Source organism: Cereibacter changlensis JA139 (assembly GCF_003034985.1).
Classification (GTDB): Bacteria; Pseudomonadota; Alphaproteobacteria; order Rhodobacterales; family Rhodobacteraceae; genus Cereibacter; species Cereibacter changlensis.
Map to the genome: position 1 here is coordinate 1 of NZ_PZKG01000121.1, position 12,047 is coordinate 12,047.

Below are 12,047 nucleotides of genomic sequence, written 5' to 3' on the forward strand. Positions count from 1 at the left end.
GCAGGCCGCCGTCGATCGCCGCATCGACCGGCCGCGCCCCGCCGAACAGCGGGCCGCCATTCGGCCGGGTCATCCAGCTGTGGGCCAGCGGGCCGGAGAAATAGAGGTCGAGCGACTTGAAGATGCCGATCACCGCCGAGAGCCGCAGCAGCTGGTCCTTGGTCAGCTCGCCGGTGAAGCCGGGCTTCTTCGCCCGTTTCCAGGTGCTCTCCGACATGTCGGCCAGCGCCGCCGCCTCCCTCTGGCTCAGCGCCCAGGCCTCGGCCACCCGGCCATAGGCCTTCAGCGCGATGGCGTTCACCTCGGCGGGGTCGCGGGTCTTGAGGGCGAGCTGCATGGCGGGTCTCCTTTGGGGGTTGAGTATAGCCCATATGGACCTTTAGTAAAGGCCATATGGACCACACGAGCGCCACCCGCCCCGCCGGGGGCATTTTCGGCTGGGCGAATGCGCCGGGGCATGGTCTTCAGGACCGGCCACCACCCCGAGGACCCCATGACCTGCTGCTGCCCGAGCCTTGTCCCCCTGCCCGCCTGCGAGAACCGCGACTGGACGCGCCATGCCATCGCGCTGTTGCAGGGCGACGGGCGGCGCTCGGCCGACACGCATCTGGTGAACCCGGCCTTCAAGGGGCTGCGCGGCATCCAGATCTATCTCAAGGACGAAAGCACCCATCCGACCGGCAGCCTCAAGCACCGGCTGGCGCGGTCGCTGTTCCTCTACGGCATCTGCAACGGCAGGATCACCGAAGGCACCACGCTGGTCGAGGCTTCCTCCGGCTCCACCGCCGTGTCGGAGGCCTATTTCGCGCATCTGCTGGACCTACCCTTCCTCGCGGTGATGCCGCGCACGACCAGCCGGCAGAAAATCGAGGCGATCGAGCGGTTTGGCGGCCGCTGCCACTTCGTCGACCACGCGGGCGAGATCTATACCGTGGCGCAGCGCCTGGCCGAGGAGACGGGCGGGCATTACCTCGACCAGTTCACCAATGCCGAGCGGGCGACCGACTGGCGCGGCAACAACAACATCGCCGAGAGCATCTTCGGCCAGATGCAGGGCGAGGAGCATCCGGTGCCCGACTGGGTGGTGATGAGCGCTGGAACCGGCGGCACCTCGGCCACCATCGGGCGCTACATCCGCTACCGCAACCTCGCGACCCGGCTCTGCGTGGTGGATGTGGAGGGCTCGGCCTTCTATGACGCCTGGCAGAGCGGCGACATGGAGACCACCGCAGCAGGTTCGAGGATCGAGGGGATCGGCCGGCCGCGGGTGGAGCCCTCCTTCATCCCCGGGGTCATCGACCACATGATCCGCGTGCCCGACGCCGCCTCCATCGCCGCCATGCATGTGCTGTCCGACCGGCTGTTCCGCCGGGTCGGCGGCTCCACCGGGACCAATTTCTTCGGCCTCTGCTGGATCGCCGCCAATATGCTGCGCGAGGGCCGGCAGGGCTCGCTGGTCTCGCTGATCTGCGACAGCGGCGACCGTTATGCCGCGACCTACTACAACCCGGAGTGGCTGGCCGAGCACGGCATCGACATCGCCCCGCACCGGGCGATGCTGGAGCGTTTCCTCGACACCGGGGAATATGTGGCGATAAGCTGAGCTGCGGCTCAGGGCCAGGGCCTCGGGCGCGGCCGGAGGCTGCGGCCGTCGCGCCAGCTTGCGGCGAAGTCCATGGCGTCTTCTTCGACCCATTGGTGGTCGGTGATGTAGCGCTGGCTGAAGCCGCGCAGCCCCCATTCGCGGTACTGGCCGACATGGCGCAGCTCATGCGCCCAGAGTTCGGCATTGGCCAGCGCGTCGCCCTCGTCCTCGAAGACCACCACGTCGAGCAGGGTGATCGCGGTCGCCGGCCCGTTGACGATGGCGTTCCACTGCAGCGAGGTCTCGTCGCCGCCGCCGACCCGCCAGCGCACCGCGTCGAGGTCTTCACTCGGCACATGCCCCTCCAGCCGCTGCCGGATCAGCACCGGGATCGGTGCGGTGCCCTCGTCCAGCGCCTGCTGCCGCGAGAGCATGATCGAGCGCGCCAGCATCTCGGTCGCCGTCTGCACCCCGCCGAGCGCCAGCGAGCGCAGCAACGCCTCGGTCGCCGGCGCATCCAGCGCCCATGCCGGGGCGCGCCCTGCGCAAGGCCCCCAGCGGCCAGAGCAGCGCCGCGCCGATCAGGCCGATCATGGTCTTGCCCATCGCTCCCCCTCCGCCTGCCCTCCTTCCTAGCTAGGGGCCGCGATGCCGCCGGTCCAGAGCCCGCGGCCGTCACGCGGAACAACTCGGCGCGAGACGGCCCAAAGGCGCGGCGATTGCATCCGGCGGCGGAGTGTGCGACGTCGGGGGCAGCCAGCCAGACGCCAGCCGATCACCTTCTCTCCACCCGCCGAGGGCTTCGGGCTGCATGAGCTTCCAGCACAGATTTGTCGGGCAGACCGACGGCATCACGCCGACCGTTCCCGCGCGCTGGCGTGCGCTGGACGGCGTCACCAGCGTGTTCTGGGAGGCGCAGGGCGGGCGCGGGGCGCAGGGGTACTACCTGTCGGACCAGCCACGCATCCTGGTGTTCTTCAACGACGTCTCCTCGATCCGCCTGACGAATGACGATGGCGGGCTGGCGCGCGGCGGCCGGCCGCTGCCCCGCGTGCTCTACGTGCCCGCCGGCCTGCCGATGTGGACCCGCTTCACCGCCGCGCACAGCTTCTCGCATCTCGACATCCACCTGCACAGCGAGCGGCTGCTGAAGCTGCTGGCCCCCGCCCTCGGCCGCTCGGCGGCGCTCGCCATGCTCGACCGCCCGGCGGAGAGCCCGGCCTCGCCCACGGTCGAGGCCCTGGCCGGGCTCCTGGCGCAGGAGACCCGCAGCCCCGACCGCCACGCGCTGCATGCCGAGGCGCTGGTCGCGGGGCTGGTGACCGGGCTGCTGGATCTCGAGGAGGCCGAGACGGGGCGGGTCGAGGCGCGGCTGACACAGGCGCAGATGCGCAAGCTGGAAGGCGCGTTCCGCATGGCGGGCGGGCGCAGCCTGACGGTGGCCGAGATGGCCGAAGCGATCGGCCTGTCGGAAAGCTGGTTCTCGCATCTGTTCAAGAACGCGACCGGCACGACGCCCTTGCAATGGCAGCTGCGCCAGCGGGTCGACCTGGCGCAGAGCCTGCTCTGCTCCAGCGGGCTGAACGTGGCCGAGATCGCCGACCGGCTCGGCTTCACCGACCAGGCCCACCTGACCCGGGTGTTCCGCCAGATGACCGGCGAAACCCCGGTCGCCTGGCGCCGCGCCCGCCACGGCGAGGGCCCGACCTGACGCCCCGCCCCGAAGGGCGGGGCGCTCCGCTCACCAGGTCCGGCGCAGCGTGGCGGTGATGGTGCGGCCAGGGTTGTAGTAGTCCGCCGTGCCGCTGCCGACGACATGCTGCTCGTCGAACAGGTTGCTGACATTGATCGAAAGGCCGGTGTTCTCGGCGATGTCGTAGCTGAAGGCCGCGTCGAAGAGCGTCGTCGCATCACTTGCGCCGGTGTTGTTCCGAACATCGTAGAAATACGAGCCCACATATCGCGCGCCGAGACCAAAGGTCATTTCGCCATGGTTCTGCGTGGCCGGAACGATGCGATTCACCCACAGCGACGCCATGTGGTTTGGCACCGAACTGAATTCGTTGCCCTCGACGTCAACCCCTCTCACCGGATTTGAGCGGACAACTTCGGAGTCAACATAGGAGTAGGAGCCAATCACTTCCCAGTTGTCCGCAATCTCGGCCTTGCCTTCCAGCTCGAAGCCACGGACGCGCGTTTCTCCAACCGATTGCCGTTCGATGCCACCACCGTCAACCGGTAAGGACACAGATACATTCTTCTTGGTCAGATCGAATACCGCAGCTGAGAGAAGCGCACGGGTGCCGGCGGGTTGGTACTTGACGCCCACTTCATATTGCTCGCCGCGCTCCGGTTCGACGCCCATATCGGGCGGCGCCACGGACTCGGCAAAACTGACATACGCCGAAACCTCGTCCGTGACCTTGTAGGTCAACGCAGCCCGGAGGGACGTTTCGGAGACTTCATCGTGCTCACCGTCTCTGGAGAGATCGAGCCAGTCGTGCCGCAAGCCAACTGTCGCAATGATCTTGTCATTGAAGGAGAAGTTCTGCTGCACAAAGACGGACTTCGTCTTGGTGTCGCTTTCACTGTCCTCGATCACGACAGGATTGGCGGGACTGCCGCTGTAGACCGGATTGGCGATGTCGATGGGACCCGCGTCGCCATAGATCGAGAGAACGCTCTGCTCCACATTGCGGAACTCAAATCCGAGCAGCGTGCTGCTGTCAGCGGTGCCGAAACTCGCATCATATTGCAGGATCGCATTGCCGACGATCTCCTCGGCCGTGCTCGCCGAGCCATAATAGTCGCGATCAACGGACGAACCTACCCGCCCCGCAGTGTCCGTAATGTAGACATACGCGAATTCGTCGCTCACATCGGTATATCGGAGGTTGCCGCTGAAGCTGAGCCCGCCGCCGAAGTCGTGCCGGACCATCGCAGACAGCGTATCGCGTTTCACATCATGGTCGTTGAAGTCCGGCTCGCCGAAGAAGTCGCTGCGGTCGTATTCGCGGTCGATCGGGTAGCCGCCGCTGTTGGGGGTGGCGTCGCGCTCGAGGTGGTCGAAGGTCACGGTGACCGTCGTGTCATCGGTCGGGGCCCAGCTGAGGCCGCCCATCAGGAAAGAGTCGTCATCGCGCGAGTGGTCATAATCCAGCGCGCTGTCCTTCAGCTTGCCGGACAGGCGGTAGGCGAATGTGCCCATGGGGTTCAGCGTATCGCCGAAGTCGAAGCCCAGCTCCTTGTGGTCATTGCTGCCAACCTGGCCATAGACCTCTCCGAAACGCTCGAACTTCGGCGTCTTGGTCACGAAGTTCACCGAACCGCCCGGATCCGAGACACCGAACAAGGTGGAGTTGGCGCCTTTCATGACTTCCACCCGCTCGAAAGCGTAGGACTCTTCCCGCGTATCGCGCATCGCGCCAAGGCTCAGACCGTCGCGATAGGTCGAGGCCTGGAAGCCGCGCACCAGGAAATAGTCGTTGCGGTCGTCGCTGCCGTAATAGTCGGTGACGATGCCGGCGGAATATTGCAGCACCTCCTCTGTCGTCGTGGCGTTGCGTTGCGCGATCTCGCGCTGGGTCACCACCGAGACCGAGGCCGGGGTGTCGAGGATGCTGGTCGCGACCTTGCCGCCGACCCAGAGCTCGCGCACCACGACCGAATTCGCGTCGTCGTCGCTGGCCGCGCCCACATCGACGATGATCGGCGACAGGCGGAAGCTGCCGTCCTCCTCCGCGCCCTCCTGCGCGACCGCGCCCGTGGGCAGGGCGACCAGCGCGGTGCATCCCATCAAAAGCGCTGCGAGGCAGCGGTGGCGGGGAGAAGGACGCGAAATGTAGTCCATGGCTGTTTCCATACGTTCGATGTCAGTTTCTCGCTGGCCTGACGCCGGACCGGCATCTGCTTGCTGTGGCGTTTTCGGGCGGAGCTTCGACCGCGCCGCCCGGTTCCCGGAGACGGCGAGGCTCCCGCCATAAGGCCGGATTGCGCCGCAGCCCTAACCGAGCCGACGGGGGCTGTATTGTAGATTCCGACTGTTATTGTCGGATTCTCCGGAAAATCTGCGTGAGGTGGCTTCGGCGCGGCGGAAACCCTGCTGCCGCGGGTTGACGCGCAGCGGCGGGACGTGGAAATCCCGGGGCATCAAGCGTCCTGCAGCGGGAAAGCCCTTATGCCTATTCGTCTCCCCCACGGCCGCGGCCTCCTGCTCGGCGCCGGGCTCTGGCTGGCGGCCGTCTCCGGCGCCGTTGCGCAGAACTTCCCGCTGAACATCGCCCATGCCTTCGGCGAGACGGTGATCCCGGAGCGGCCGCAGCGGGTGGCGACAGTGTCCTGGGCCAATCACGAGGTGCCGCTGGCGCTCGGGGTGGTCCCCGTCGGCTTCGCCCGGGCGAATTTCGGCGATGACGACGGCGACGGGCTGCTGCCCTGGGTCAGCGAGAGGCTGGAAGAGCTGGGGGCCGAGGCGCCGCCGCTGTTCGACGAGGGCGACGGCATCGACTTCGAAGCGGTCGCGGCCAGCGCGCCCGACGTGATCCTCGCCGCCTATTCCGGACTCAGCCGCGAGGATTACGACACGCTGAGCGAGATCGCCCCGGTGGTCGCCTACAGCGACGCGCCCTGGGCCACCGACTGGCGCGAGATGATCCGGCTGAACGGCAGCGCTCTGGGCCTCGCCGCCGAGGGCGAGGCGCTGATCGGCCGGATCGAAGCCGAGATCGCAGCCGCCGCCGCCCGCCACGCCGAGATCGCGGGCAAGACGGCGATGTTCGTCACCCATCTCGACACCCGCGACCTCAGCACGTTCCGCTTCTACTCGACCAATGACACGCGGGTGAAGTTCTTCGAGGATCTCGGCCTCGCCTCCCCCGCCCTGGTGCGGGAGGCCTCCGCCGGCGGCAGCTACTCGGGCGAGATCAGCGCCGAGCGGATCGACGCCTTCGACGATGTCGACATCGTGGTGAGCTACGGCGGCGAGGCGCTGCGGCAGAGCGTCGGGCAGAACCCGCTGACCTCGCGGATGCGGGCCGTCGGCAATGACGCCCTGGTGCTGCTTGGCAACGATCCCGTCGGCACCGCCGCCAACCCGACGCCGCTGTCGATCGGCTGGGTGCTGGAGGATTACGTCGCCCGCCTCGCCGAGGCCGCGCGCAAATCCGAATGACCCGGACCGCAACAGAGACGCCGGTGCGCAGGCCCCGGACGCGGCTCATGTGGCTGCTGCTGGTGCTGGCGGCGCTGCTGGCCGGCTGCGCCCTGTCGGTGGTCATCGGCACCCGAGATGTCGGCTGGGCCGAGATCGCCTCGGCGCTCGGCGGCGGTCGCGACAGCATCGGCGAGGCCGTGGTGGCGGTGCGCCTGCCACGCACCCTCCTGGCGGCGCTGGCAGGGGCGGCGCTCGGCCTCTCGGGCGCGGTAATGCAGGGCGTGACCCGCAGCCCGCTTGCCGATCCGGGCATCCTCGGGGTGAACGCCGGTGCGGCGATGGCGGTGGTGATCGGCATGGCCTGGTTCGGCATCGAGTCCCTCTCAGCCTTCCTCTGGACCGCGATCCTCGGGGCCGGGGCGACCGCCGCCTTGGTCTATGCCATCGGCTCGCTCGGCCGCGGCGGGGCGACGCCGCTGAAGCTCGCCCTCGCCGGGGCCGCCACCGCCATCGCCGTCTCCTCGCTGACCGTGGCGATCCTGCTGCCGCGCGCCGACATCGCCGGGGGCGTGCAATCCTGGCAGATCGGCGGCGTCGGCGGCGCCACGCCGGAGGCGATCACCGCCATGCTGCCCTTCCTCGCCGCCGGCTTCGCCCTCAGCCTGCTCTCGGCGCGCAACCTGAACATGCTGGCCTTGGGCGATGACACCGCGGCGGGCTTCGGCGTGCCGGTGGCGCTGACCCGGTTCATCGCCGCGACAGGCGCGGTGCTGCTCTGCGGGGCGACCACCGCGATCTGCGGACCGATCGGCTTCGTCGGGCTGGTGGTGCCGCATCTCTGCCGCCTGCTGGTCGGGGTCGACCACCGCTGGCTGCTGCCCTTCTCGGCCCTCGCCGGGGCGGTGCTCCTGCTCCTGTCCGACGTGCTGGGCCGCATCCTCGCCCGCCCGGCCGAGCTCGACGTCGGCATCATCACCGCCTTCGTCGGCGCGCCCGCCTTCATCTGGATCGTGCGCCGCAGACGGATCCGCGAGCTGTGACAGGGCTAGCGCAACAGATCGCCGCGCATCGCCGCGGCCAGACGCGGCGCGGCCGGCGGCTGCTCTTCGGGCTGCTCGCCCTGCTGCTGGCCGGTCTCGCGCTGACGCTGATGGTCGGCCAGACCCTGACGCCGCCGCTCGACGTGCTGCGGGTGCTCGCCGGCCATGATGTGCCCGGGGCCTCCTTCACCGTCGGTCGGCTGCGGCTGCCGCGCGCGGTGCTGTCGGTGCTGGCGGGGCTCTGCTTCGGCCTCGGCGGCGCGGCCTGCCAGACCCTGCTGCGCAGCCCGCTCGCCAGCCCCGACATCATCGGCATCACCGCCGGCAGCGGCGCCGCCGCGGTCTTCGCCATCGTCGTGCTGGGCTGGGGCGGGGCCGCCGTCTCGCTCATGGCGGTGGCCTGCGGCCTCGGCACGGCGCTGCTGATCTACCTTCTCGCCTGGCGCAACGGCGTCGCGGGGGCGCGGCTGATCCTCGTGGGCATCGGCGTCTCGGCCATGCTGCAGAGCGTCACCGGCTACCTCTTGCTGAAGGCGCCGCAGTGGAGCCTGCAGGAGGCGATGCGCTGGATGACCGGCAGCGTCAACGGCGCGCGGCTGGCCGAGGCGCTGCCGCTGCTGCTGGCGCTCACGGTCTTCGGCGCGCTGCTGCTGGGCCAGGCCCGCAATCTCGAGGCGATGCGGCTCGGCGACGACAAGGCGGCGGCGCTCGGGGTGCGGCTGGCGCGGACCCGGCTCCTGACCATCCTCGGGGTGGTGGGGCTGATCGCCGTCGCCACCGCCATCACCGGGCCGATCGCCTTCGTCGCCTTCCTCGCAGGCCCGATCGCCGCGCGGATCTCGGCCCCGGGCCGCTCGATCCTGCTGCCGGCGGCGCTGGTCGGGGCGGCGCTGGTGCTGTTCGCCGATTACGCCGGGCAGATGCTTCTGCCCGGCCGCTACCCGGTGGGCGTGGTCACCGGGGCGATCGGGGCGCCCTATCTGCTCTATCTCATCATCCGGGTGAACCGGACAGGAGGCGCGATATGACCGAGGGGCTGGTGGTCAGCGACATCAAGGCCGGCTATGGCCCGCGCCCGGTGCTGCAGGGGCTGAGCCTCCCCGTGCCGAAGGGGCGGATCACCGCCATCGTCGGGGCCAATGCCTGCGGCAAGTCAACCCTGCTGCGCACCATGTCGCGGCTGCTGGCCCCGGCGGCGGGTCAGGTGCTGCTCGACGGCAAGTCGGTGCACCGCATGCCGCCGCGCGAGTTGGCCCGGCAGATGGGCCTGCTGCCCCAAGCCCCGCTGGCCCCCGACGGCATCACCGTGCTCGATCTGGTCAGCCGGGGGCGGCATCCGCATCACGGCATCCTGTCGCGCTGGAGCGCCGCCGACGACGAAGCGGTGGCCGAAGCGCTGGAGGCCACCGGCACCGCCGACCTCGCCGAGCGCGCGGTGGACGAGCTGTCGGGCGGCCAGCGCCAGCGGGTCTGGATCGCGGTGGCGCTGGCGCAGCAGACCGGCCTCCTGCTGCTGGACGAGCCGACCACCTTCCTCGACATCGCGCATCAGATCGAGGTGCTGGACCTGCTCACCGACCTCAACCGCCAGCGCGGCGCGACCATCGTCATGGTGCTGCACGACCTGAACCTGGCCGCGCGCTACGCCGACACGCTGGTGGCGCTGCTCGCCGGCCGGGTCCACGCCGCTGGCCCGCCGGAGGAGGTGCTGACCGAGGCGATGGTCGAGGCGGTCTTCGGCCTGCCCTGCCGCACCCTGACCGACCCGGTCTCCGGCCGCCCGATGATGCTGCCGATCGGCCGGCACGGGAGGAAGTAGCTCTCACCGCAACAGCGCGCGGATCTCGGCCTGGACCTGCTGCAGTGTCGCGAGATAGAGCGGCGCCAGCGCCTCGCCCGTCTCTTGCCGGGCCGAAAGGCCGATGTTCAGCGCGGCCACGGTGCGGCCATGGATGTCGTGCAGCGGCACGGCGATGGAGCGCAGGCCCAGCTCGACCTCCTGATCGATCACCGCGTAGCCCTGCGCCCGCACCTTCGCCAGCTCGGCCAGAACCAAGGCCGGATCGGTCAGCGTGCGCCCGGTGCGCGCGGGCAGCGGGCCGGGGCCCAGGATCGCCGCCGCCTCGGCCTCGGGCAGCGCCGCCAGCAGCACCCGCCCCATCGAGGTGCAGTAGGCCGGCAGCCGCGAGCCCGGCATCAGCGCGATCGACATCACCTTCTTCTGCGCCGCCCGCGCCACATAGACAATCTCGCCCCGGTCGAGGATCGAGACCGAGGAGCTTTCGCCGATCCGCTCCGACAGCCGGTCGATCGAGGGCTGCACGAGCTGCGGCAGCGGCATCGCCGCAAGGCTCGCCGCCCCCAGCCGCAGCACGCGCGGCGTCAGGGTGAAGAACTTGCCGTCGTAATCGGCGTAGCCCAGATGCGCCAAGGTGAGCAGGCAGCGCCGCGTCGTCGCGCGGTCAAGCCCCGAGGCCGCCGCCACCTGCGAGATCGACTGGCGCGGCCGCTCGGCGTCGAAGCTCTCGATCACCGCCAGCCCCTTGGCCAAGCCGCCCATGATGTCGCGCTCGCTGATGCTCATCCCTGCCGCCTCTGTGCGATATGTCAACAAATGCAGCATATCGCACGCATCAGGTTGCGGGAAGCCCTGCCCGCACCTATTCCAAGACAAAGCCGCGGAGGGCCGTGGCGCCGGAGGAACAGCAGATGGACAAGACAGTCGCAGACCCCGCCACGGCCGTGGCGGGGATCGATGATGGCATGACCGTGATGATCGGCGGTTTCGGCGGGGCGGGCTCGCCGATCGAGCTAATCCACGCCCTGATCGACCGCTACCGCGCCACGGGTCATCCGACCGGGTTGACAGTTGTCAACAACAACGCGGGGAATGGCCATGTCGGGCTCGCCGCGCTGATCGAGGCGGGGATGGTGCGCAAGCTGATCTGCTCCTTCCCGCGCTCGGCCGATCCGGTGGTCTTCACCGACCTCTATCTCGCCGGTAAGATCGAACTGGAGCTGGTGCCGCAGGGCACGCTGGCCGAGCGCATCCGGGCGGGCGGCGCGGGCATCCCGGCCTTCTACACGCCGACGAGCTACGGCACCGATCTGGCCGAAGGCAAGCCGGTCGCCGAATTCGAGGGGCGGCCCTATGTGCAGGAGCGCTGGCTCAAGGCGGATGTGGCGCTGGTGAAGGCCGAGCAGGCCGACCCGCATGGCAACCTGACCTACCGCGCCGCCGCGCGCAACTTCGGCCCGCTGATGTGCATGGCCGCGGCCAACACCATCGTGCAGGCCCGGCAGGTCGTCGCCGCGGGCGCCATCGACCCCGAGACCGTCGTCACCCCCGGCATCTTCGTGCAGACCGTGGTCGAGGTCTCCGACCCGCATCAGGAAGAGGTGCTCAACCGCGCCGACGCCGCCTATCCGCTGGAGGCCTGAGATGACCGCGAAACTCACCAACAACCAGATCGCCTGGCGCGCCGCGCAGGACATCCCCGACCGCGCCTATGTCAACCTCGGCATCGGCTTTCCCGAGAAGGTCGCGCAATACCAGCCGCCGGGGCGCGAGGTGATCTTCCACACCGAGAACGGCATCCTGAACTTCGGCGAGAGCCCGGCGCCGGGGCAGGAAGACTGGGATGTGATCAACGCCGGCAAGAAGGCGGTGACGCTGAAGCCCGGTTCCGCCTTCTTCCACCACGCCGACAGCTTCGCCATGGTGCGGGGCGGCCATCTCGACGTGGCGATCCTCGGCGCCTACGAGGTGGCCGAGACCGGCGATCTGGCGAACTGGTCCACCGGGCCGAAGGGCGTGCCCGCAGTGGGCGGGGCGATGGACCTCGTGCATGGCGCGAAGCGCGTCGCGGTCATCACTGACCATGTCACCCGTGACGGCAAGCCCAAGCTGGTGCAGCGCTGCAGCCTGCCGCTGACCGGCGTCGCGTGCGTCACCCGGATCTACACCTCGCTCGCGGTGATCGACATCGAGGGCGGGCGCTTCGTGCTGCGCGAGAGACTCCCCTCCCTGTCGCTCGACGAGTTGCAGGCCCTGACCGGCGCCGAGCTGCTCGTGCCCGGCCCCATCGCCGACCTCATCGTTCCGGAGCTCTGACCATGACCGACGTCTTCATCTGCGACTATATCCGCACCCCCATCGGCCGGTTCGGCGGCGCCCTCGCCTCGGTGCGGGCCGACGATCTCGGCGCCGTGCCGCTGCGCGCGCTGATGGCGCGCAACACGGGCGTCGACTGGGAGGCCGTGGACGACG

13 protein-coding genes are annotated in these 12,047 nt (G+C 69.4%); 9 read left to right on the top strand and 4 right to left on the bottom strand.

The features are described 5' to 3' along the window. Positions 1-337: antitoxin Xre-like helix-turn-helix domain-containing protein (locus C5F48_RS18485; RefSeq protein ID WP_107665309.1), on the bottom strand; the 337-nt coding region annotated here is incomplete at its 3' end. A 120-nt stretch (positions 338-457) separates the two neighbouring features. On the opposite strand from C5F48_RS18485, the gene C5F48_RS18490 reads away from it, so the two are divergent. Next, positions 458-1,603 (top strand): PLP-dependent cysteine synthase family protein, encoded by a 1,146-nt coding sequence (locus C5F48_RS18490; protein ID WP_281269392.1) that lies wholly within the window; start codon positions 458-460, stop codon positions 1,601-1,603. Positions 1,604-1,611: 8 nt separating this feature from the next. Here the strand turns inward: C5F48_RS18490 and C5F48_RS18495 are convergent, their stop codons facing one another. After that, positions 1,612-2,082 (bottom strand): eCIS core domain-containing protein, encoded by a 471-nt coding sequence (locus tag C5F48_RS18495; RefSeq protein ID WP_258186530.1) that lies wholly within the window; start codon positions 2,080-2,082, stop codon positions 1,612-1,614. A 314-nt stretch (positions 2,083-2,396) separates the two neighbouring features. Between C5F48_RS18495 and C5F48_RS26385 the strand changes: the two genes are divergently transcribed. Continuing rightward, a complete protein-coding gene (locus C5F48_RS26385; protein WP_107665310.1) occupies positions 2,397-3,296 on the top strand; it encodes a helix-turn-helix domain-containing protein in 900 nt (299 codons plus the stop codon). A 30-nt stretch (positions 3,297-3,326) separates the two neighbouring features. Here the strand turns inward: C5F48_RS26385 and C5F48_RS18505 are convergent, their stop codons facing one another. Beyond that, positions 3,327-5,435 carry a TonB-dependent siderophore receptor gene (locus tag C5F48_RS18505; protein ID WP_245941369.1) on the bottom strand — a complete coding sequence of 703 codons (2,109 nt, stop codon included), beginning with the start codon at positions 5,433-5,435 and terminating at the stop codon, positions 3,327-3,329. A gap of 327 nt (positions 5,436-5,762) precedes the next feature. Here C5F48_RS18505 and C5F48_RS18510 point away from each other — a divergent pair, with 327 nt between their 5' ends. From C5F48_RS18510 to C5F48_RS18525, 4 genes are read left to right on the top strand one after another with little or no spacing between them, the layout of a single operon-like run. Beyond that, entirely contained in the window at positions 5,763-6,755 is a 993-nt protein-coding gene (locus C5F48_RS18510; protein WP_107665312.1) for an ABC transporter substrate-binding protein, read from the top strand. Positions 6,756-6,802: 47 nt separating this feature from the next. After that, a complete protein-coding gene (locus C5F48_RS18515; RefSeq protein WP_245941368.1) occupies positions 6,803-7,777 on the top strand; it encodes a FecCD family ABC transporter permease in 975 nt (324 codons plus the stop codon). Beyond that, the gene (locus C5F48_RS18520; RefSeq protein WP_107665314.1) at positions 7,774-8,805 is read left to right on the top strand and encodes a FecCD family ABC transporter permease; all 1,032 of its coding nucleotides are present in this window, start codon (positions 7,774-7,776) and stop codon (positions 8,803-8,805) included. Before C5F48_RS18515 ends, C5F48_RS18520 begins: the two co-directional genes overlap by 4 nt. After that, positions 8,802-9,596, top strand: a complete 795-nt coding sequence (locus C5F48_RS18525; RefSeq protein WP_107665315.1) for an ABC transporter ATP-binding protein — start codon at positions 8,802-8,804, stop codon at positions 9,594-9,596. Before C5F48_RS18520 ends, C5F48_RS18525 begins: the two co-directional genes overlap by 4 nt. A gap of 3 nt (positions 9,597-9,599) precedes the next feature. Here the strand turns inward: C5F48_RS18525 and C5F48_RS18530 are convergent, their stop codons facing one another. Next, positions 9,600-10,361, bottom strand: a complete 762-nt coding sequence (locus C5F48_RS18530; protein WP_107665316.1) for an IclR family transcriptional regulator domain-containing protein — start codon at positions 10,359-10,361, stop codon at positions 9,600-9,602. A gap of 125 nt (positions 10,362-10,486) precedes the next feature. On the opposite strand from C5F48_RS18530, the gene C5F48_RS18535 reads away from it, so the two are divergent. The 3 genes from C5F48_RS18535 to C5F48_RS26160 form a co-directional block, all read left to right on the top strand. Beyond that, a complete protein-coding gene (locus C5F48_RS18535) occupies positions 10,487-11,218 on the top strand; it encodes a 3-oxoacid CoA-transferase subunit A (RefSeq protein WP_107665317.1) in 732 nt (243 codons plus the stop codon). Between the two features lies 1 nt (position 11,219). Then, complete coding sequence (locus C5F48_RS18540) at positions 11,220-11,891, top strand: 3-oxoacid CoA-transferase subunit B (protein WP_107665318.1); 672 nt, start codon at positions 11,220-11,222, stop codon at positions 11,889-11,891. A gap of 2 nt (positions 11,892-11,893) precedes the next feature. Continuing rightward, positions 11,894-12,047, top strand: a 154-nt coding sequence (locus tag C5F48_RS26160) for a thiolase family protein (protein ID WP_502525980.1), incomplete at its 3' end; no start/stop codon positions are given.